Origin of the sequence: Pseudomonas sp. MOIL14HWK12:I1 (assembly GCF_000510705.1) — a bacterium.
Taxonomy (GTDB): domain Bacteria; phylum Pseudomonadota; class Gammaproteobacteria; order Pseudomonadales; family Pseudomonadaceae; genus Chryseomonas; species Chryseomonas oryzihabitans.
Window position 1 is genome coordinate 952,519 of sequence record NZ_KI783307.1, and the last position, 20,407, is coordinate 972,925.

The 20,407-nt window shown below is 66.2% G+C and carries 23 protein-coding genes; 6 read left to right on the forward strand and 17 right to left on the reverse strand.

Going from position 1 to position 20,407, the window contains the following annotated elements:
* Positions 1 to 20: 20 nt before the first annotated feature.
* Complete coding sequence (locus tag PSEK12I1_RS0114400) at positions 21 to 983, reverse strand: endonuclease (RefSeq protein ID WP_027601971.1); 963 nt, start codon at positions 981 to 983, stop codon at positions 21 to 23.
* Between the two features lie 230 nt (positions 984 to 1,213).
* Here PSEK12I1_RS0114400 and PSEK12I1_RS0114405 point away from each other — a divergent pair, with 230 nt between their 5' ends.
* Positions 1,214 to 1,417, forward strand: coding sequence for a hypothetical protein (locus PSEK12I1_RS0114405; RefSeq protein WP_027601972.1), 204 nt, complete (start codon positions 1,214 to 1,216; stop codon positions 1,415 to 1,417).
* Positions 1,418 to 1,511: 94 nt separating this feature from the next.
* On the opposite strand, the gene PSEK12I1_RS0114410 is transcribed toward PSEK12I1_RS0114405, so the two are convergent.
* The 5 genes from PSEK12I1_RS0114410 to PSEK12I1_RS0114430 form a co-directional block, all read right to left on the reverse strand.
* A complete protein-coding gene (locus tag PSEK12I1_RS0114410) occupies positions 1,512 to 1,766 on the reverse strand; it encodes a DUF2790 domain-containing protein (protein ID WP_027599750.1) in 255 nt (84 codons plus the stop codon).
* 165 nt (positions 1,767 to 1,931) lie between these two features.
* Complete coding sequence (locus PSEK12I1_RS0114415) at positions 1,932 to 3,104, reverse strand: MFS transporter (RefSeq protein ID WP_027601973.1); 1,173 nt, start codon at positions 3,102 to 3,104, stop codon at positions 1,932 to 1,934.
* A gap of 77 nt (positions 3,105 to 3,181) precedes the next feature.
* A complete protein-coding gene (locus tag PSEK12I1_RS0114420; protein ID WP_027601974.1) occupies positions 3,182 to 3,670 on the reverse strand; it encodes a DUF3237 domain-containing protein in 489 nt (162 codons plus the stop codon).
* Positions 3,671 to 3,711: 41 nt separating this feature from the next.
* Positions 3,712 to 5,046: an alginate export family protein gene (locus PSEK12I1_RS0114425; RefSeq protein ID WP_027601975.1), complete on the reverse strand. Its 1,335-nt coding sequence runs from the start codon at positions 5,044 to 5,046 to the stop codon at positions 3,712 to 3,714.
* Positions 5,047 to 5,173: 127 nt separating this feature from the next.
* Positions 5,174 to 6,436, reverse strand: coding sequence for a serine hydrolase (locus PSEK12I1_RS0114430; RefSeq protein WP_027601976.1), 1,263 nt, complete (start codon positions 6,434 to 6,436; stop codon positions 5,174 to 5,176).
* A 142-nt stretch (positions 6,437 to 6,578) separates the two neighbouring features.
* On the opposite strand from PSEK12I1_RS0114430, the gene PSEK12I1_RS0114435 reads away from it, so the two are divergent.
* The 3 genes from PSEK12I1_RS0114435 (at position 6,579) to PSEK12I1_RS0114445 (ending at position 8,568) form a co-directional block, all read left to right on the forward strand.
* A complete protein-coding gene (locus tag PSEK12I1_RS0114435) occupies positions 6,579 to 7,199 on the forward strand; it encodes a TetR/AcrR family transcriptional regulator (protein ID WP_027601977.1) in 621 nt (206 codons plus the stop codon).
* 339 nt (positions 7,200 to 7,538) lie between these two features.
* Complete coding sequence (locus tag PSEK12I1_RS0114440) at positions 7,539 to 7,889, forward strand: CidA/LrgA family protein (RefSeq protein ID WP_027599748.1); 351 nt, start codon at positions 7,539 to 7,541, stop codon at positions 7,887 to 7,889.
* The gene (locus PSEK12I1_RS0114445; RefSeq protein WP_027601978.1) at positions 7,882 to 8,568 is read left to right on the forward strand and encodes an LrgB family protein; all 687 of its coding nucleotides are present in this window, start codon (positions 7,882 to 7,884) and stop codon (positions 8,566 to 8,568) included. Before PSEK12I1_RS0114440 ends, PSEK12I1_RS0114445 begins: the two co-directional genes overlap by 8 nt.
* 50 nt (positions 8,569 to 8,618) lie before the next feature.
* On the opposite strand, the gene PSEK12I1_RS0114450 is transcribed toward PSEK12I1_RS0114445, so the two are convergent.
* The 6 genes from PSEK12I1_RS0114450 to PSEK12I1_RS0114475 form a co-directional block, all read right to left on the reverse strand.
* Positions 8,619 to 9,119 (reverse strand): hypothetical protein, encoded by a 501-nt coding sequence (locus PSEK12I1_RS0114450; protein ID WP_027599746.1) that lies wholly within the window; start codon positions 9,117 to 9,119, stop codon positions 8,619 to 8,621.
* A gap of 187 nt (positions 9,120 to 9,306) precedes the next feature.
* Complete coding sequence (locus PSEK12I1_RS0114455; RefSeq protein ID WP_027601979.1) at positions 9,307 to 9,864, reverse strand: hypothetical protein; 558 nt, start codon at positions 9,862 to 9,864, stop codon at positions 9,307 to 9,309.
* A 282-nt stretch (positions 9,865 to 10,146) separates the two neighbouring features.
* Entirely contained in the window at positions 10,147 to 10,575 is a 429-nt protein-coding gene (locus PSEK12I1_RS0114460; protein ID WP_027599744.1) for a nuclear transport factor 2 family protein, read from the reverse strand.
* Positions 10,576 to 10,879: 304 nt separating this feature from the next.
* A complete protein-coding gene (locus PSEK12I1_RS0114465; RefSeq protein WP_027601980.1) occupies positions 10,880 to 12,718 on the reverse strand; it encodes an amidohydrolase in 1,839 nt (612 codons plus the stop codon).
* 73 nt (positions 12,719 to 12,791) lie between these two features.
* On the reverse strand, positions 12,792 to 13,355 hold the full coding sequence (locus PSEK12I1_RS0114470) for an antibiotic biosynthesis monooxygenase (protein ID WP_027601981.1): 564 nt from the start codon (positions 13,353 to 13,355) through the stop codon (positions 12,792 to 12,794).
* A gap of 66 nt (positions 13,356 to 13,421) precedes the next feature.
* The gene (locus tag PSEK12I1_RS0114475; RefSeq protein WP_027601982.1) at positions 13,422 to 14,108 is read right to left on the reverse strand and encodes a hydrolase; all 687 of its coding nucleotides are present in this window, start codon (positions 14,106 to 14,108) and stop codon (positions 13,422 to 13,424) included.
* Positions 14,109 to 14,377: 269 nt separating this feature from the next.
* Here PSEK12I1_RS0114475 and PSEK12I1_RS0114480 point away from each other — a divergent pair, with 269 nt between their 5' ends.
* Positions 14,378 to 14,839, forward strand: coding sequence for a Rid family hydrolase (locus PSEK12I1_RS0114480; RefSeq protein ID WP_027601983.1), 462 nt, complete (start codon positions 14,378 to 14,380; stop codon positions 14,837 to 14,839).
* Here the strand turns inward: PSEK12I1_RS0114480 and PSEK12I1_RS23825 are convergent.
* Entirely contained in the window at positions 14,836 to 15,774 is a 939-nt protein-coding gene (locus PSEK12I1_RS23825; RefSeq protein ID WP_223855448.1) for a LysR family transcriptional regulator, read from the reverse strand. The two genes, PSEK12I1_RS0114480 and PSEK12I1_RS23825, sit on opposite strands and share 4 nt — an antisense overlap.
* Before the next feature lie 336 nt (positions 15,775 to 16,110).
* Here PSEK12I1_RS23825 and PSEK12I1_RS0114490 point away from each other — a divergent pair, with 336 nt between their 5' ends.
* Positions 16,111 to 16,332: a hypothetical protein gene (locus PSEK12I1_RS0114490; protein WP_027601984.1), complete on the forward strand. Its 222-nt coding sequence runs from the start codon at positions 16,111 to 16,113 to the stop codon at positions 16,330 to 16,332.
* 129 nt (positions 16,333 to 16,461) lie between these two features.
* Here PSEK12I1_RS0114490 and PSEK12I1_RS0114495 read toward each other — a convergent pair whose 3' ends face one another.
* From PSEK12I1_RS0114495 to PSEK12I1_RS0114510, 4 genes are all read right to left on the reverse strand, one after another.
* Entirely contained in the window at positions 16,462 to 16,707 is a 246-nt protein-coding gene (locus PSEK12I1_RS0114495) for a hypothetical protein (protein WP_027601985.1), read from the reverse strand.
* A gap of 281 nt (positions 16,708 to 16,988) precedes the next feature.
* Positions 16,989 to 18,578 (reverse strand): gamma-glutamyltransferase family protein, encoded by a 1,590-nt coding sequence (locus tag PSEK12I1_RS0114500; protein WP_177323756.1) that lies wholly within the window; start codon positions 18,576 to 18,578, stop codon positions 16,989 to 16,991.
* 11 nt (positions 18,579 to 18,589) lie between these two features.
* Complete coding sequence (locus PSEK12I1_RS0114505; protein WP_027601987.1) at positions 18,590 to 19,462, reverse strand: ABC transporter permease; 873 nt, start codon at positions 19,460 to 19,462, stop codon at positions 18,590 to 18,592.
* The gene (locus tag PSEK12I1_RS0114510) at positions 19,459 to 20,406 is read right to left on the reverse strand and encodes an ABC transporter permease (RefSeq protein ID WP_027599735.1); all 948 of its coding nucleotides are present in this window, start codon (positions 20,404 to 20,406) and stop codon (positions 19,459 to 19,461) included. Before PSEK12I1_RS0114510 ends, PSEK12I1_RS0114505 begins: the two co-directional genes overlap by 4 nt.
* Between the last annotated feature and the right edge of the window lies 1 nt (position 20,407).

Below are 20,407 nucleotides of genomic sequence, written 5' to 3' on the forward strand. Positions count from 1 at the left end.
CAGCGCCCAGCGGCCAGCGATCAGGGCGCGCAGTTGCCCGCCTTGGTGAAGCCGGCCGCCTTCGCCTCGGCTTCCGAGGCGAACGTGACCTGGTTCTTCGGCGACACCTGGGCGTAGCTCGGGCAGCCTTGCGGCAGGTGATAGACGTGGCTGTTGCGGTTGCCGATGATCGCGCCCTGGCTGGCAGCGGCAGGGCTATCGGTCCTGGCCGGTGCCTTCGGCGCCGATTTCGGTCCGGGCAGCGGGCTGACGATGCCGTCGCCGACCGGCTGGTAGCCCAGCGTCCAGTGCCGCTCGCCGGACACGAAGGGATTGCCGTAGCCCATCACCGCGGCGATGCGTCTGTCCCGTTCGCGCTCCCAGGCGGTGACCGGCTGCTGCTTGTCCCAGGCCATGAGCAGTTGCTGCTGCTGGCGCGACATGTTCAGGCCGTAGCGATCGAACATGTAGAAGGTGACCCGGGCGACCAGTCCCTTGACCTCGTCGCGCGGTTCGGCGGCGCGTTCCTGGAAGTCGATCCTGGTCGTGCAGCGGCCATATTGGGGCTGCACGCCCTGGGCCATGCCGTAGTTGAAATTGGCCCGGTCCCCATTCACCTCGCCCACGGCGGGGTAGAGGTTGAAGAGGTCGGCCTCCATGGCCCGGAACACCGGGTCATCCGCCACGCAGTGTTCGCGGCCGCCGTTCTGCCAGCACTGGCGCTGATGACCAAAGGTCCAGGCCGGCACGATGTGCTCCCATTCGGTGCGCTCCCCACGGGTTTCCTGCTTGCGTGCCTGGAAGCCGCAGGAGGCGGCATCGACGCGCCCCCCGGACTTGCCGACCCACTCCCATTGGCAGCCGCAATAGAGGTCGCCCTGGGCGCTGGTGTTCTGGTCGAAATAGACTTTTTGTTTGGCGATTACCTTGGCTTCGACAAAGGTATCGGGCGCAGCGGCGAACGCGGAGGAGCCCAGCAGCGTGGCCAGGAGAAGCGAGAGCAGAGGACGCATGTATCTTCACGGCTTATTTAGGGCGCCGAATTGTATAGCTTTTGCCGGGCTGATGGCGGGTGCAAAGGTTCGGGGGAGTCAAGGAAGCGCTCTAGCCCGAGGGGGCGGGAAACACCGCGGTGGAACGCATATTCAGCAACAATGAGATTCGCTATGATTTGTGAACCAAATCTCAAAAACTTGTCTGATGACGCAGTCTGCACATCTGTCCGGAGTTTTTTATGAATGGCCCCAACCCCTGCTGTGATCTGGGTATGAGCACCTCGTTGCTGGAGCAGGAGCTGGCCGAGCGCAAGACGCGTCTGGCCCATGCTCATGCCCATGCCCAGGCCGATGCCCAGCGCCAGTTCCTATCCTATGCGGACGAGCACGCCTGCATCGCCGTGCTGGAGCGGGCGCTGGCCAAGGCCTATCGGTTTTTCTAGTGTCTGGCTGCCGGCGCCTGGCGTGAGACGCCCGGAGTCCGGCTTAGGGAGACGCCTATTCAGGCGCTCCTTCGGCACTGGGTCGACTAGCGCCTCAATTCTGGTTGTAGCAGCCGTTGCCGAACACCTGGTAATCCAGTTCATGTTCTCGGCCAGCGTGATCCAGGTAGTCGAGGCGGGCCGTGACGATCCCGCATTGGGCGCTCAGGTCGGTCTGGCTGACCACCCGGTCGACGTCGAGGGGGACGAAGAAGCCGGGCTGGTCGTGGATCAGGGCGGGATGGTCGGGAGCGGCCAGGGCGGAGCCGGTGGCGAGCAGACCGAAGAGACCGAGCAGCAGTGCTTTCATGATGAGTCCTCTTGAGTGGGGTAGCTATTCGCTGACCGGGCCACTCTAGGAGGACAGGGGGGACGTCAGCCTGACCGGCGCATGACAAATTGGTCATGGAGGTTGTCGCCTGGTCGCGCAGAAGGCCGAGAGATCCGCGCGGACCTCTTACCAGGCGCCCAACGCTCAGACCGAGCAGTCCAGTGTCTTGCCCGGCACCCGGCGCCGCCCGCAGGAAAGCATGACGATCACCAGGACGCAGCCGATGAGGATGGCCCCTGAGGACAGCACGAAAAGGCTGCGCCGGTCGTTGCCTTCGATGATCAGGCTCAGCAGGGTCGGCGCCGCGGCGGCCGAGGCGACCTGCACCACGCCGACCAGCTTGGTCAGGCGACCGCTCGGATCGTGGGTCACCACCAGCGACATGTAGTAGGACAGCGCCAGGTTCCAGCCGAAGTTCATCAGGAAGACCGCGAGCAGCAGATCCGCAGCGGTGTGGATGCGCGTGGCCAGCAGGTAGATGGCGCCGAGCACGGCCAGGGAGCCGGTGAGGATCATCGGCACCCGGCCGAGGTGCCGCCCGGCCAGGCTCGGCAGCGCCGCACCGGGCAGGCCGCCGAGCAGGCCAAGGCTGATCGCCCAGCCGATATCGACCGGTGCCACCCCGGCGTCGCTGGCGATGCCCTCGACGAAGCCCCACAGCGAATAGATCGACAGCTGCAGGAACAGCATGCCGAGCAGCGAGCAGGTGCCGATCACCGTCAGGCCGGAGCGTAGCGACGCCTGGGAGACGGATCGTGTTTCCGGGCTGTGCCTGGCCGGCAGGCAGAGGCTCAGCAGGCAGACCAGGGCGAACCAGGCTGCCAGGTAGTAGATCGCCCCGGCGAAACCCTGCCACTGGGCGATCATCGGCATGATCACCGCGCTGCTGGCGAACAGGGCGGTCTGCACGAACAGCAGGATGCCGAAGGACCTGTCCTGGCCCGGCATGCTGCCCAGCCAGTAGATGGCGTAGGAGTAGAGCACACCCGAGCAGAGACCCGAGAGACCGCGCAAGGCCAGCAGCGGATCGAGCGCGGTGACGCTGGCGGTCGCGGTGTTGGCGAACAGCAGGAGCAGGGCGGTGCCCAGGGCCAGGGTGCGCGGACCGAGGAAGCGGATCATCGGCAGGTACAGCAGCGTCCCGACGATGGAGCCGCACATCTCCACGGACAGGGTCCAGCTCTGCTGCGCCAGGCTCAGGCCGAGGCGTTCGGTCAGCAGTCCGATAAAGATCGGCTGCACACCGATGACGAGGATCGAGGCGGCGGCGATGGCGATGCACGCGGCGCGTACCAGGGTTTGATGGGCGATGGTCATGGTCATTTACCTGCCGGCTCGGCCACGGCGGGGCCTGCCGCTTCAGTAGAAAGCCGTGCTGCGAGAAGGGTGGGCGGTCAGGTGAGGCGATAGCAATGGATGGCGACCCGGTCGGCGGCGGGATAGCCCACCTTGCCGATCATCACCCTACGGGTCAGCCAGTCGAGTCTGCCGCTGGCCACCTGGAAGCGCGGCGTGCAACTGCAGTGATAGTCCTCCTCGGCGATGGGCCAGAGGCCCTGGGCGACCTGCGCCCGGCCCCGGTCGCTGAGGGTGATCAGGCCGGTGTTGTGTATGTTGATCCACTCGCCCTGGTCGCTGCGCAGGCTGTAGCGAGCGTCCAGCTCGCCCACGCCATCGCTGCGCAGCAGATAGAAATCCGCGCCGCCGGCGATGACTTCGCCGCGCACGTTCAGGCCTTCGAACTGCCCGCCGGTGATGCGGTAGTTGCTGCGCTGGCCATCCGTGCAGGCGCCCAGGCCATCGGCCGGATCGATGATCACATGCAGGCTCAGCACCCATTCCAGCGTCGGCACGGCGATCCCGTTTTCTGTCTTGGTATTCATCACGCTCTCCTGTGCCCCTCGGGGGCAGTGGTGGCTGGTGGTCAGTAGCGATAGGTGAAGTACAGCTCGAGGGCGCTGAAGCGCTCGTTATCGCCGAACGCCTGGCGGGCGGCCGACCTGGCCTGCACCCAGTTGTACGAGAGCGAGCCGTAGAACTGCCGGTTGGGGATCCAGTCGAGATACACCGCGGTCTCGTCGGCGAAACGCCGATCGCTGACCGCGGCGCCGCGGAAGTTGGCCTGGTCGAGCCAGAACTGGTAGTGGATGACGCCGAGGGTGAGGGTGTCGCCGAGGCGGTTCTTCAGCGAGAACTGCTGGACGCGCTCGTTGCTGTTGAACAGCAGGTAGTTGCCCACCACGTCGCCGATCAGCCAGGTGCTCCAGTCCGTGAACCCCTTGCTCAGCGGGTCCCAGGCCTTCTGGCGATTGTCAGTCGGGTTGCTGTCACCGGAGAAGACGGCGTAGCGATAGCCGAGGGTGGGGCTGAAGGGCAGGTCCTGGAATTGATAGTCGGCCTGGGCATACCAGGCCCTGGCGTCGTAGCTGAGGGCGCCGTCACCGCCGCGCTGCACCGCGTATTCGCCATTGAGGGCGAGGTTGGGCAGGCCCGGCAGGTGACCACGCAAGGCCCGCAGGTTGTATACCCGCATGCCGTCGCGGCGGACCGCGGTGCTGTCTCGGCTGGCCAGGGTATCGACCGTCATGGCCAGGGCGCCGAGGGTCACCTGGCCGTCGAGGTCGTAATCCAGGTTGGCGCCGCTCAGGCGTAAGTCGCCGTAGTGATCGTCGGTGCGCAGGGTGAAGACCTGGGCCTGGGCTGGACCTTGGCCCCACGCCAGGATCGCCGAGTCGCGAAAGGCAGTGCGCGGACCGAGCCAGTAGGCGCCATCGCCGAACAGATCGAGATTGCCGTCCATGACGATGAAGCCGGTGCCGACCATGAAATTCTGGCGGCCCGCGGTGAACTTCCAGTCGCCCAGCTGCACCCCGGCATAGAGCTCTTCGGGGGCGAAACGGCCGTCCGAACTGCGGGTGAAGCCACCGGCATCGCCGTCGCCAAAGGTGGTGGCGCCGACCACCGAGCCCCCGGCGAGCAGATGGAGCCTGTCGCTGAGCGAATAGTCGAGCGTGACGCCGGGTTTGACGTAGAACTCCTGCCAGGCGCTGCGGCTGCCGTTGTTCTGGCCGCTGCGGGCATCCACGCGCCCGGCACCGAAGTTGACGCCCCGGGTGCTGATGGAACCGGCGCCCACCGTCAGGTTGAGGTCACCTTTGAGATTCTCGTAATCGAACGCATAGCCCGCCAGGGCCGGCTGGCTGGCCAGCGGCAGGCCGAGCGCCAGCAGCACGCCGGGAAGGCGCTTGGTTGTGCACATGTGGAGCTCCTGACTATTTTTCTTGTATTACAGGGCAGTGAAGGATGGCCAAGGTGACCACCGGATACCTGACAGTGCAGGTGGGAGCGCTGGCGAGCCGGCGCTCTTCGATCTCGTTAGGGGTGGATCAACCGCGCAACCGGGCGGCAATGGCGCGCAGCAGGCGAACGGTATCGATGTCCAGTTCGGTGACCGCCTCGGGCAGCGACGACTGCTTGACGATCACCACCTCTGAGGCGAAGTCGACGAACAGGTACTGGCCGTGGATACCGCTGGCCATGAGGGCTGGGCTGTGGTCATTGAAGACGTACCACTGGCTGCGATAGGAGGCGCCCGGGGTCCAGTCGGAGAAGTCCTGGTGTACGCCATAGACGGCCGGATCCCCGCCGGCCGCGATGGCCTCGATCACCGCTTGGTCGATGACCTGCTGGCCATCGACCACACCGCCATTGGCCAGCATCAGGCCGAAGCGGCCCATGTCGCGCAGCGTGGCGTTGAAGCCGGCGCCGGCGACGCTGCGACCCCAGGGGTCGGCCATGAAGTAGGCGTCGCGCTCGCAGCCGAGTTGCTGCCATACCCGCTGCAACTGCTCGGCGCAGCCCAGGCCGCTGGCGCGCTCCATCACCCAGGCCAGCACCTCGGTGGTGGCGGTCACGTAGTGGAAGAAACCGCCGTGCTCGCCTCTTTTGCGCAGCGATGGCAGGTACTGGTACAGCGACTCGTACTGGGCGTACGCGGGCAGGGCCGGCTTGAAGCCACAGGCGTAGCCGTACTGGGAGCTTTCCGAGGTGGGATCGTCGTAGAGCTCTGTGTAGTGGACGCCCACGGCCATGTCGAGCAACTGGCGGACGGTGGCGTCACCGAAGGCGCTGCCGGCCAGTTCCGGCACATAACGCTGGGTCGGCGCCTGGGCATCGAGCACGCCATCGTGGATGAGTTGCTCGCCGAGCAACCCGATCAGCGACTTGGTGACCGAGAACATGATGTGGCGGTCGGTGGCGACCTGGCCGTTGAAGTAGCGCTCGTACACCACCCGGCCCTGGTGCAGCACCAGAAAGCCGTCGGTCTTGCTGGCCTGCAGATGGTCGAGGGCGCTGACGCTGCGGCCGCAGCTGCTCTCGAATCTCAGTGCTTCGAGGGCCTCGGGTGCATGGGCCAGCACCCTGTCCGGTCGCGGTCCGGCCGCCACCTCGATGGTAGGGCGCAGGCGCGCCAGATTGCGGAAGCCCCAGCGATTGAACGGCGGTGACATCCAGTTGGCCCAGGTCACGCGCCGGTCCGGCTCGGCCGGAAAACCCTGCATCAGTACGGGCTCTTGTTCTTGTCTGTCGTACATCTCGCTGACTTCCCGACTCCGGGAAACCAGGGAGCGATCGAGGCTCTGGTTCATCAGACTCATCCTGGCAGTGGCCCTGCGTAGAGCAGGTACGAGAAAATAATTAACCCTGTTAATTTATTTAGTCAATAAAATATTTTCTGTACCGAAGCCTGGCCAGCTATCCTCTCTGGCACCCCAGGAATCAGGAGCGACGGTGAGCGGGCTACGCGAACGTCAGAAGGAATCACGCCGCACCGCCATCTCGGCCGCGGCGGTCATGCTGTTCCAGCGCCAGGGCTTTCGCGAGACCACCGTCGAGCAGATCGCCCGCGAAGCCGGCGTCTCGGCGCCCACGGTGTTCAAGTATTTCGGCAGCAAGCACGAGATCATCCTGGAGATGATCAAGGAGTCCGATCGCCGGGCCCTGGTCGACGTGCGCCGGCACCTCCGCGACTTCGCGGATCCCGTCGATGCGCTCTGCCACCTGGAGCACCTGCTGGTCAGCTACGCGCTGGATGTCCTGCCCGCCGCCCTCTGGCGCGAACTGCTGCCGCTGGTGCTGGTGGGTGGCGACAGCGGCCTGCCCCTGGCCTACCGGCAGATGAACAGCGGCCTGCAGGACGAGATCGCCAAGGTGCTGCGCGAGTTGCAGGCCGCCGGCAAGTTGCGCGCCGACCTGGATGTGCAACTGGCCGCCTTTCTGCTCAACGACTACTCCCATCTGCAGCTGCTGCGCCTGACGGCCAGTGACCCGCTGGATCGCGAAGGACACGCAGCCAACGTGCGCAACACCACGCGCCTGATCTTCGAGGGCATGCGCGCGCTGCCGGCGTGAGGCGCCAGCGGCGTCATCAGTCGTGGCGGTGTCTTTGCGGGTCGGCTGGCGTCTCGTCAGGTTTCGCTCAGGGGTGCTCTACGGCAATACGATTGCGAGGGCAGGGGGCAGGCGAAGCGGATCGCGGCGCCAACCCAACAGTGAGCCGACCAAGGCGAGCGCCTCTCACCTATCCCGGCAGGGAGGTGCCCAGCCCTTTTCAGATGCGCCTATAGTGAGTCCGCGCGTAGCAGGTGAATGTTGAAGCGCCTTATCGGCAGCGATCGATACTCCTGCCGTATCCAACGGGCCGGTGCGGCGCGTGCGGGCTGCGCAGAACAACAAGGTAATGGAGTGCTTATGCCTATAGCGGGCTTCTTGATGCTGGTGGGTTGCTATCTGGCGGGCGTCTATCTGACGACTCATATAGGCGGCATTCCGGCCAGCGTCATAGGGATCATCGTCCTCTTCGCCCTGCTGATGCTCTTGCGTCGCGTGCCGGAAGGCGTGGAGACCATGGCGGGCAACCTGCTCAAGTACCTGCCGCTGATGCTCGTGGTGCCGGCGGTGGGCATCGTCGATTTCAGCGGTCTCGAGGCCTCGGTATGGTTGCGCCTGGTACTGGTCATCGCCCTGTCTCTGCTGGTCACGGTGCCGCTGTGCGGCTGGTTGCTGCAGTACCTGATCGGACGGAGCAAAGACCATGGCTGATCAATCCCTCGCACCCCTGCTGGCCCTGTCCCTGACGCTCGCGGCCTATCAGCTGGCGCTCGTGCTGCAGCAGCGCCTGCGCCTGGTCATGCTGCAACCGGTGCTGGTCACCACGGCCATCGTCGCCACTGTGCTCTGGATCGGTGGCATTCCCTACGAGCAGTATCGAAGCGCCAGCGGGATGCTCGCTATGCTGCTCGGGCCCACCACCGTGGGCCTGGCCGTTCCGCTCTACAAGAATGCCCAGCGGGTGAGGGCACTCTGCACGCCGCTGCTGATAACCCTCGTGGTCGGTGGCGTGGTGGGCGTCTCCCTGACCCTGGCCCTCGGCTGGCTGTTCGGCTTGTCCGAGACCCTGCTGATGAGTCTGGTGCCCAAGTCGGTCACCATGCCGATCGCCTTGCCGCTGGCGGATCATTTCGGTGGCATCGCGCCCCTGACCGCGGTGATCGTCATGCTGACCGGCGTGATCAGCACCACGCTGGCGCTGCCGCTGCTCAAGGTCTGCAAGGTAGAGGATCCGGCGGCCCGCGGCCTGACCCTGGGCATGAACGGCCATGCCATAGGCACCGCCCATGCGTTGCGCGAAGGTCAGGAGACGGCGGCCTTTTCGGCACTCGGCATGATCCTGCTCGGCATCCTGACGGCACTGGTGCTGCCTTGGGTGCTAGGTGCCTGAGCGACCTTGCCCGAGCGGGCGGGAAGGGGCGTGGCAGGCCAGTCCGGGCGTCACGGCCTCGGGGGCTCCTGCAGGGCTCGCCGCAGACCGGCATGGCCCAACGAAAAGGCGATGCCGTCCTCGGCCAGGCCCAGACCCGCGTTGATCCAGGTGTCAGCGGCGTAGCGCTTGCGCAGTCCTATCGCGACCCGGGCGGCGACACAGGCCGCCGTCGCCCCGATCATGGCAGGCAACAGCCGCGGTTGCCGCCGCGCGCCGGCGAGAGCTGCCGCGCTGAGGCCGCCGGACAGGGCACGGACCAACATAGAGGGCGCTATGGTACGGTCCGGGGCGAAGGGCAGTTTGTCGCCCAACAGCTCGCCGGCCGCCAGGGGCAGCAGGTACTGCCGTACGGGCTGCGACGCGAGCGTGCGAGCGGGTTCGCAAGCTTCGTCGAGGTCCGCACGTTCCGCCAGTGCCCGGCTGACCAGGGTCGGCGCCAGCATGCTGCGCATGCCCGTCACCACGCCAATGGCCAAGGCGCCCCACAAGACATTGCGGGCTGTCGTCATCGTCGAGTCTCCCAATGGTCGTTCCAATAGGGACCGGATCCACGGGTGGCTGTTCAGCTGGATGGCACCACGGGTCGCACGCCTGCTCGTATCCAGGGATGCCCGCCTTCCGGTCTCGCGGCGCGGACGCTCTCGCTACCGGTCCTGTCGTCAGGAAGCGGCGACGCTCCTGCCGGATGGGGTGTGATCAGGCACTTAGCAGTGCCCGGACGTGGGGCCGCCAGGGTTTGTGGACCAGCCGGCCCTTGAGCAGGTCGGCATCGGTATCCAGCAGCCGCGAGGTCCGGAAATGGTCCCAGTCGTGCTGGAAGGCCGAGCGCGAACGCAACAGCTGGAGCTGCGCCAGCACCACCCGTTCTTCCTCGGCCGAGCTGCAGGGGTCGATCCAGTCGATGCGATGGCGCTCGCGATCCACCTTGCCGGCCATGACCAGGTGGCCGTGGCGATCGGAGACGGAGATCCGCTTGGGGTGAAAGTCGAGCGCCGCCACGGGGGTCGGATAGCGATCCTGGCGGACCGCCGCCAAGGCGATCCGGAGAACGTCATCAAGCACGCCGCATTGGCCGAGCTGAATATGCCCAGCGACATGGAAGGTGCCACGCCCGGCGTCTTCGAAGCGCTTCATCGTCCCGTGCAGCAGGATGGTGAATTGCCGCTCGAACAGATCCTGGCGAAGGGAAGTGCCCGGTACATAGGGGTTGCTGACGAAGGGCTGGCCTTCGAAGTGTCGAATGATCAGATCCATGATGCCTCCAGCGTCCTGGAATCCATCATGCCCCCGAAAGGATGATGGATTCCTTAAGGGTAGACGACGCAGGCGGGAAGCCAAGTCGGGCCGGTGATCCGCACCCCGCCCGGCGGAGCGGAGTAGGGACCTTGCCGTCTGGTCATCGCCGCACCCCAGGGCTTGTCTGGAACCGGAGCGTGGGGTGCGCGCCCGAGGCGGCCACCTGAATTCGGCGGGCGGCTCGTGAGGAGGCCGGTGTGAGCCCTAGGCCTTGGCGACGTTCGGTGACCAGCCGGGATATCAGAAGCGAAAGGCCTGGCGACCGATCAGTAGCCAATGGCCGTTCTGTTTCTGCCAGATCTGGAAGTTTTCGATTTCGGTGGGCACGACCTTCCCACTGTTCACGGCCTGGGCGGAAAAGTGGTTGCGCACCAGGGCGACGTCGCCGGACAGCGTGATCTTCTGATTGAGCATCTTCAGCTCGTTGAAGGCGCTTTTGCCGGTTTCGATGTCGGCGATGAAGGCCTTCTTGTCCTGAATGTTGCCACTCGAATGGCCGTAGGTCAGGTTGTCCGCGGTCAGGGCATCGAGTTGCGCGATATCCTTGTGCCACATGGCTTGGGTCAGCTTGTCGACCGCAGTGGCGACATCGCCTTCATCGCCGGTGGCCGCGGCGACATAGCCGCTGAACAGACACAGGAAACCTACCGCCAATTTCAGCTTTTTCATGCGCGTATCCTTTTGTTGTAGTTGTCGGAAAGGGGATGTAGCAGACGTCACAGGACGGCCCTTCTTATCGGTCATCGTATGACTATTGGATTGTGCCTGGCGGAAAGGCGTAAGGCCAGCCCTGGCCACATTCCGCGCGGAAGGCGGATTGCCTGGCCTGTTGGCTGCGACTGGCTGGCACCTGCAGGTGCCCGCAGAACCCAACCCGAGGCCGGCAAGCGCCGGGATGCTGGGCCCGAGGCACCTCATGAGTGGTCATTGCCGCGACCGCAGCGAGTCGACAGCGATTGACGGCGGTGCAGGGCTAGAAGGCGAAGCACGAGCAGCCGAAGGCTCCCCAGAAGCCCTGGTGGTCACTGACCGGCACCGAGCTGCGGCGTGCGCGATCGTGCTGGTGCTGGTGAACGGCGCAGGAGCCGATGCACTGGTGGAGGCTGGCTGCCAGCGGGGCCGCGGGACGCCAATGGCCAGGTGCAATGGCCACCGGTGACCAGTCCGGCATGACCGGTACGGCTGGCGGCGCCAGGTCAGCGAATTCGCTGGCGGCATGCACCACCTTGCCCCCGACCACCGTCAGCACCGATTCGAGCCATTTGATCTGCCCTTCCTCAACGCTGAAGAAATCGGCCGAGAGCGCCACCAGATCGGCCAGCTGGCCGACCTTGAGCTGTCCCTTCTTGCCTTGCTCGCTGGAGAACCAGGCGCTGCCGTGGGTGAAGAGCTGCAGGGCGGTGGCCCGGGGCAGGCCTTCCGGATAGAGGGTCATGCCGCCGACGGTCTTGCCGCTCACCAGCCAGTAGAGCGCGGTCCAGGGGTTGTAGCTGGCCACCCGGGTGGCATCGGTACCCGCCCCGACCGGTACGCCTTCGGCGAGCATGCGCTTGATCGGCGGGGTGGCCTCGGCCGCCTGGGCGCCGTAGCGGTCGACGAAGTATTCGCCCTGGAAGGCCATGCGATGCTGGATGGCGATGCCGCCGCCCAGGGCCCGGACACGCTCGATGTTGCGCGGGCTGATGGTTTCGGCGTGATCGAACAGCCACGGCAGGCCATTGAAGGGGATGTCGCGATCGACCTTTTCGAAGACATCGAGCATGCGCGAGATGGACTCGTCATAGGTGGCATGCAGCCGGAACGGCCAGCGCTGCTCGACCAGATGGCGCACCACCGGCTCCAGTTCGTCTTCCATGCTCGGGGCCAGATCCGGCCGGGGTTCGAGAAAGTCCTCGAAGTCGGCGGCGGAAAACACCAGCATCTCGCCGGCGCCGTTGTGTCGGAGAAAGTCGGTGCCCTGGTGCAGGGTGACGCTGCTCGTCCAGTGCTTGAAGTCGTTCAGCTCTTCCTTGGGCTTCTGCGTGAAGAGGTTGTAGGCGATGCGCACGGTGAGCTGGTCGTTGTCGGCCAGCTGTTGGATCACCTGGTAGTCCTCGGGGTAGTTCTGGAAGCCGCCGCCGGCATCGATGGCGCTGGTGACGCCCAGGCGATTGAGTTCGCGCATGAATTGCCGGGTGGAGTTGACCTGGTATTCCAGCGGCAGCGTGGGCCCTTTGGCCAGGGTCGCGTAGAGGATGAGGGCGTTGGGCCGGGCGATCAGCATGCCGGTGGGATCGCCCTTGGCATCGCGCTGGATCTCGCCGCCGGGTGGGTTGGGGGTGTGACGGTCATAGCCCACCGCCCGGAGCGCCGCTCGATTCAACAACGCGCGATCGTAGAGGTGCAGCACGAAGACCGGCGTGTCCGGCGCGGCCCGATTCAGTTCCTCGACGGTAGGCATGCGCTTTTCGGCGAACTGGAATTCCGTCCAGCCACCCACCACCCGCACCCACTGCGGCGTGGGCGTGCGCTCGGCCTGCTCCTTGAGCATACGCAGGGCATCCGCCAGCGACGGAACACCCTCCCAACGCAGCTCCAGGTTGTAGTTGAGGCCGCCGCGGATCAGGTGCAGATGCGAGTCATTGAGGCCGGGGATCACACAACGCTGCCGCAGATCGATCAGCCGCGTCGCCGTGCCACGAAAGGCCATGGCCTCGGCATCGGTGCCCACCGCGATGAAGCGGCCATCCCTGATCGCCACGGCGGTGGCCTGGGGTTGCTGGGGATCGACGGTGTGCAGGCGGCCATTGAACAGAATCAGATCGGCGCTCATGGGTAGGGTCCTTGTGAACGAAAGGAAGGGTTGTAGAGGGCGAAAGGGTGAGGGCAGGGGCCGGGGCCACGCCCTAGGCGGGGTCGGCGGTCAGCCAGGGATCCAGCATCCGCGTGGCCAGCGGCATGAACAGGTACACCACCAGCACCACGATGCTCAGGGTGATCAGCAGGTTGCTCATCAGGTAGCCGGCCAACCAGGGCGCCACGCCGAATACCGGTTGCCAGAGCGCGGGTACCAGCAGGCTCAGGGGCAGAATGACCAGGAAGCTGATGACCACCTGCTTCCACCGCGGCGGTGCCTGCTCGGCCGGCCGGGGCGCGAACCAGAAGTCCTTGCCGAGCCGGACCTCGGTGTTGTCGCCGTCCTGCAGCCAACCCTGTGCCTGGCTGACCAGCCACTGGCGGGCGGAGGACGCGAGCCAGTCCTGCAGGTGCTGCATCTCGTCGAAGCGCAGCACCGAGGTGAACTGCAGGGCATCGCCATGGCGTTCCCGGCCGACGTCCACCCCGAGGTGCCCGGGGAATTGACTGGCGGCCTCGATGGTCTGGTGCAGCCAGGTTTCGTAGCGCTGTTCGTGCTGCGGATGGACCTGGTGGCGGACGACCAGGGTCGCGGTAGTGGAAGCGGGGTTCATTAGTAGGACTCCTGCCTGGACTGGGGAAGCGCCAGCCCCGCCCGAGACGGTGGGGCTGGCAGGGGCTCAGACGGCGGCGGCGACCGGCGCCAGGGTGGGGCCGTGGGCGATACGCTCGGGGGCCTTGTGCACCATGGTGTAGGCGTAGTCGACGCCCATGCCGTAGGCGCCGGAATGCTCCTTCACCAGGGCCATGACGGCGTCGTAGGTGTCGCGGTTCTTCCAGTCGCGCTGCCATTCCAGCAGGACCTGCTGCCAGGTCACCGGAATCACGCCGGCCTGGATCATGCGCTGCATGGCGTAGTCGTGAGCGGCCTGGGTGGTGCCACCCGAGGCGTCGGCGACCATGTAGATCTCGTAGCCGGCGTCGTGCATGGCGGAGAGGGCGAAGGTGGTGTTGCAGACTTCCGTCCAGAGGCCGGAAACGATGATCTTGTTGCGGCCATTGCGCTTGAGCGCATCGCGCACCTTCTGGTCGTCCCAGGAATTCATCGAAGTGCGCTCCAGCAGCGGCGCCTCGGGGAACACGGCGAGCAACTCGGGATAGGTGTGGCCGGAGAAGCTTTCGGTTTCGACCGTGGTGATGATGGTTGGCACGTTGAAGATCTTGGCGGCCTTGGCCAGGCCGACGGTGTTGTTCTTCAGCGTCTGGCGATCGATGCTCTGGACGCCAAAGGCCATCTGCGGCTGCTGGTCGATAAAGATCAGTTGGCTGTTCAGGGGGGTCAGGACTTCGGTTTTGGAGTTGTTCATGGCTTCACCTATCGATTGAGTGTGGTTTGGGATGTGCTCCGTGCGGCGATCTCGGCGGCTCGCCTTCAAGGGGGCGATGGCCTCGTTCGCAGCGGTTGTGACCGGAACTGCTATCCAAGGTAAGGGATCAATCGAGGCTGTGCTTGTGCACTTTTGCGCCTTTGAAAGCGCAAATTTGCGCCATATGATTTGCCAGGGTGCTGCTAGGGTGTGGCCTTCCAATCACCCGGATTCCACAGCGCGAATCCACTTTCCGCGAGGAACAGGCAATGGCAGCAGCACAGTTGAGGGACAAGGACACGGCGTACTGGGGCGTACCCTGGGAGCAGGCCTACGGCTATCCGCAGGCCCGTCGGGTGGGTGACGAAATCTTCGTCTCGGGGCAGTTCAATCACGACGCGGACGGCAATCTGGTAGCGCCAGCACCGCTGGACAGCGAGGGCCGCCCCAGCGCCTTTTCCACCATGGGCGAGCAGATGCGCACCGCCTACGACAACATCGCCACACTGCTCGCGCTCTATGGCGCCACCCTGCAGGACGTCGTCGAGGAAACCCTCTATGTGCTGGACATGGACGCCGCCTTCGCCGTCGTCGGCAAGGTGCGCAAGGCGGCCTACGGCTGCGAGGCACCGCGCTGCGCCAGCAACATCATCGGGGTTTCGCGGCTGGCCCAGCGCCCGCAGCTGATCGAGATCGCCTGCCGGGCGGTGATTGGCAGTCGCGCGCGCTAGGCAGAGGCTTCGCGCTCTTCGGGCGCAGTGGCAAACGGGCGCTGACCTTCCACTAGCGCCTTCTGCTCGGCCACCGCTGCCGCACAGAACGCCATGAAGGCCTTAACACGCCAGGACTTGCGGATGTCCTGATGGGTCAGCAGCCAGAGTTCGTCGTTGAGCTCCGGCACCACCGGCCCCACGCGCACCAGGCCGGGCGTGGTATCGCCCAGCATGCAGGGCAGAAAGCCGAAACCCAGCCCCGCCACGATGGCCGCACTGGCGGCGGCGACCGAATCGGTACGGTAGGAGACATCCTCAGGCGCCACCCGGCATTCCAGATAGGCAGCCGCCTTGAGGTTGGCCAGGGCGGAGGTGTAGGACACCCAGGCCTGACCGGCCGCATAGGGATCCTCCTGCCGCGCACCGCCGCGACTGCCATAGGCGGCCCAGGCGATGGTGGCCAGCTTGCGCCCGACCAGGCTGTCGGCGGGCTTCCTGGTGGCCCGGATCGCGATGTCGGACTCGTCGCGGGCCAGACTCAAGGTCTGATTCCCCACCAGCACCTCGATGGTCATGCCATCGTTCGCCGCCTTGAAATCGGCGATGATGGGGGTCAGGAAGTACAGCAGCAGCGAGTCGCTGGTGGTGATGCGCAGCTTGCCCAATGGCCCCTGGGCGGCGCGGGATACCCGTCGGGCGACGCTGACGATATCCAATTCGACCCGCTCGCCCAGGGCGCGGAGCTCTTCGCCTTCGACGGTCAGCTGGTAGCCGGAGCGACGATGGTCGAACAGGGCGACACCCAGGGTTTTCTCCACCTGCGCGACCCGTCGGGAGACGGTGGAGACGTTGATGCCCAGTTTCTTGGCGGTCGCCGCCCGATTGCCGGACTCGCTGAGGGCCTTGATGATGCGCAGGTCGTCCCAGGACAGCTGGCTGACCGCCGCCCCCACATCCCAGCGCGCTGCAGCCTGATCAGGTTGGCTTGGAGAAGCCGGTTTTGCTGAGGCGTCCACACCTGAGGTTCCGTCGGTTGTTGTCGGGCATCATACGAAAAAGGCCATGGCAGAACCACGGTCGGGCAAGGGCGCTGGCGGTACCTGCAGCCATGCGGGCCTTCCACGGGCGTATTTGGCGGGCGGTCACTGGCGATTCCCCCCGGCCAAGTGCCGCTCAGTCATCAATATGGACAGTTCATGCGATAACTGATGTATTCATCAGGCCATCACGAAAGATGATGGCAATAAGCCAGTCGGCAATCGACAGCAGTGCTTTCAGGTAAGACCACCATGGGCATCGACGACACCGAATTTCCACCTCGCCTCACCCTGACCAGTCCGCTGGACCTGAACCGGGTCATGGATCAGGCCCGCCTCGATCAGGGCTTCATGCGCCGGGTCATCACGGTGCTGGAAGAGTGTGGGGTGGACGATCGTACCGACGACGAAAATGCCCTGCTCGAATGGGCACGCAGCTTCCAGCGTCGCCAGCCGGACGAGGCTGAAGGCTAGAAGGCCAGAGATGCCCGCGCCGGGCGTTGGCCCACCTGGTTCAGGCATTGCGCCTGGTCCGGGCCTTTCCGCGGCCGACCGATCCTTGGAGGGGCAGCCACGGCCTCCCGATCCGGCGTAGACGTGGCGTCAGCCCTGATCCGGGCTTCCCGTGGGAACCGTTTCCGCCACCAATCCCAGAGGCACAGGCGCCAGCAGCGCCGTCTCGGCCACCATGTCGGCCACCCGCTCGTTGAGATCCTGTACGGCCTGGAGGACAGCCTGGACGTCCGGATCGTCGCAATCGACCTTGCCCAGCCGCCTGGCATTTTCCTGTAGCTGACGATGGAGGCCGAGCAGGGCCTCCCGGGCTTGGCTCTGGGGATCAGGATGCATACTGGGTCTCGGATTCTTGTCTGGTTGATGTCACCGGGCCACTATGTCTACGTTGCTTTGGTATCGCAATAAACATTAATACGATGCTGCTATGTTTCGACGAGTGGTGGTAGGGGCAGGGGCAGGGGCAGGGGAGCGGATAGCCACGGTGTGGCTGAAACGTTCTGGCCAGATTTCCAACCACACCCTGGCACGCCCAAGCCCGACCAATCTCGGCGCCTCAAGCTAAGGTCGAACAGCCTGAGCCGCCGCGCCTGGCCTGGGGGCCGCCGCTTTCGGCTTCAGTAGCCGGCCACCAGGCCATCCTTGCGCGGATCGGAGCCGCCCACGTAGCCACCGGCAACGCGCTGGATGATCTGGGCGCCGCCGAAGGCGAACACGCCGGAGGGCTCCTCCACCGTCACCTCGTGGCCCAGGGCCCGCAGTGCTTCCAGGGTGGCCGGGTCCAGGCTGCTTTCCACCGCGACCCGGCGGCCGCCTTCGAGGCGCCAGCGTGGTGCGTCGGCGGCGGCCTGGGGATTCTGCCGGTACTTGAGGATGCGCAGCATCAGTTGCAGGTGCCCCTGGGCCTGCATGGGGCCGCCCATCAGGCCGAAGGCCATCAGCGGGGTGCCGTCGGCATTCATGGCGAAGCCGGGGATGATGGTGTGGAAGGGCCGCTTGCCCGGAGCCACGCTGTTGACGTGGTCCGGTGCCAGGGTGAAGCCGGCGCCGCGATTCTGCAGGCTGATGCCGGTGCCCGGCACCACCACGCCCGAGCCGAAGCCCATGTAGTTGGACTGGATGAAGGAAATCATCATGCCGCTCTCATCAGCCGCCGACAGGCAGACGGTGCCGCCGGGGCGTGGGGCGCCATAGCCGGGATCGCCGGCACGCGACCCGACCAGCCCGGCGCGTTCGCGCAGGTAGGCCGGGTCCAGCAGGTGTTCGGCCTGGACGCGCATGTGCGCGGAGTCGGTGACGTGCTGGTAGAGATCGGCCAGTCCCAGCTTCATGGCCTCGATCGAGCGGTGCAGGGTGGTGGGGCTGTCCACGGGATCCGCGCCGATGCCGGCGGCTTCAAGGATGCCCAGGCCGGCGAGGGTGGCGATGCCCTGGCCGTTGGGCGGCAGCTCGTGCACCACGGCGCCGGCGAAGGGTACCGAGAGGGTGTCGATCCAGTCGGCCCGGTGGGCGCGCAGATCCTCTTCGTCCAGCACCGCTCCGTGTTCGCGGGCATGGCGGGCCATGGCCTGGGCCAGTTCGCCCTGGTAGAAGGCAGCACCGTTGCTTTCAGCGATGGCCTCCAGGGTTCGCGCGTGGTCGGGCAGGCGCACCAGGGTGCCGGCCCGGGGTACGCCGTTGGCCAGGAAGCAGGCGGCGAAACCGGGTTGGTCCTTGAGCTGCTCGGCCCCGCGGCGCCAGAGTTCTGCGATCACCGGGGTGAGCAGGAAGCCATCGCGGGCATAGTGGATCGCCGGGGCGGCGAGGGTGGTCAGCGGCAGCTTGCCGTAGCGCTGGGCCAGGGCGACCCAGGCCGAGACAGCCCCGGGCACCGTGACCGCGCCCCAGCCGCGGGCCGGCATGGCGCTCTGGCCGGCGAAGTATTCCGGCGTCCAACCGCGCGGTGCGCGGCCGGAGGCATTGAGGCCCTGCACCTTCTCGCCGTCCCAGACGATGGCGAAGGCGTCGCTGCCGATGCCGCAGCCGGTGGGTTCCACCACGGTGAGCACCATGGCGGCGGCCACCGCGGCGTCCACCGCGTTGCCGCCGCGGCGCAGCATTTCCACGCCGGCCTGGGCGGCCAGCGGCTGCGAGCAGGCCACCAGGTTGCGGCCCATGACCGGCGAGCGAGCCGAGGAATAGGGGTTGTGATAGTCCAGATCGGGCATGGCGAAGGGTCTCATTGGTGACGAGGATCAAGGGCGTCGCGCAGGCCGTCGCCCAGCAGGTTGAAGCCGAGGACGGTGAGGTAGATGCAGACGCCCGGGGCGATGGACATCCAGGGCGCCTGCTCCATGAAATTCTTGGCGGTGTTGAGCATGGAGCCCCAGGAGGGCATCGGCGGTTGCTGGCCGAGGCCGAGAAACGACAGGCTGGCCTCGGCGAGGATGGCGGCGGCGATGGTCAGGGTGGCCTGGACCACCAGCGGCGAGAGGATGTTGGGCAGGACGTAGCGCCAGAGAATCCAGCGATCCGGCAGGCCGATGGCGCGCGCCCCCTCCAGATAGTCCTCGTGGCGGATGGCGAGCACCTGGCCGCGGGTCAGGCGGGCGAACACCGGCATGGCGGACAGGCCGATGGCGATCATGGCGTTGCCCAGACTCGGGCCGAGAAAGGCGCCCAGGGCGATGGCCAGCACCAGGAAGGGACAGGACAGCAGGGCTTCGACCAGGCGTGAGACCAAGGCGTCCAGCCAGCCGCCGAAGTAGCCGGCGACCAGGCCCAAGGGCACCCCCACCAGCAGGGCGATGGCCACCGAGACCACGCCCGCCAGCAGGGAACTGCGCGCGCCCCACAGCAGGCGCGAGAGCAGGTCGCGCCCGAGTTCGTCGGTGCCCAGCCAGTTCAGCGCCGAGGGCGCCTTGCGTACCGCCAGGAAGCTGGTCTTGAGCGGATCGAAGGGGGCCAGCCAGGGTGCCAGCAGGGCGGCCAGGGCGAAGGTCAGGATCAAGGCGGCGCCGAGCAGCGCGCCGCGATTGGCGCTGAACTTGCGCCAGAAGGGCGAGCGCGCGGGTCTCAGGGTGGCCGGGCGGGGCAGGGTCAGGGCGTTCATGCGGCGTGCCTCAGGCGCGGGTTGATCAGGCGGTAGAGCAGGTCGGCCACCAGGTTGAGCAGCACGAAGCCCACCGCCACGCAGAGCACCACCCCCTGGACCACCGCGTAGTCGCGGTTGAACACGGCGTCGACGATCATCTTGCCGAAGCCGGGGATGCTGAAGACCTGCTCGGTGAGCACCGCACCGCCGAGCAGTTCGCCGAACAGCAGGGTGGTGAGGGTGACGATGGGCATCAAGGCATTGCGCAGGGCATGGCGCAGGATCACCACGCGCTCGCGCAGGCCCTTGGCTCGGGCGGTGCGTACGTAGTCGGCGCGCAGCACCTCCAGCATGGCCGCTCGGGTATGGCGCATCAGGGTGCCGGAGAGGCCGGCACCCAACACGAAGGCCGGCAGGATCAGGGTGCGCAGGTTGCGCAGCGGGTCCTCGTGGAAGGGCACGAAACCGGAGGCCGGCAGCCACTGCAACTTCACCGCGAAGAGCAGGATCAGGAGGATGCCGAGCCAGAAGTGCGGGATGGAGATGCCGGACAGGGCCACCAGGTTGGCGCCGTAGTCGACCGCCGTGCCCCGGCGTACCGCGGCGAGGATGCCGGTGGGGATGCCGATGAGCAGCGCGATGACGATGGCCAGCAGCGACAGCTCCAGGGTCACCGGCAGCTTTTCGGCGATCAGCGCCGTCACCGGCTGGTCGGTGCGCAGCGAGATGCCCAGGTCACCCCGCAGCACCCCGCCCATCCAGTGCAGGTACTGCACCGGTACGGGATCGTTCAGCCGGTATTTCTCGCGCAGGAATTCCAGCACCTGGGGATCACGCTCCTCGCCGGCCATGGCCAGCACCGGATCGCCCGGCAGCAGTTGCTGCAGGGTGAAGACGAACAGCGACACCAGCAGCAGGGTGGGCAGGGCACTCAGCAGGCCACGCAGGAAGAGGCGCAGCATG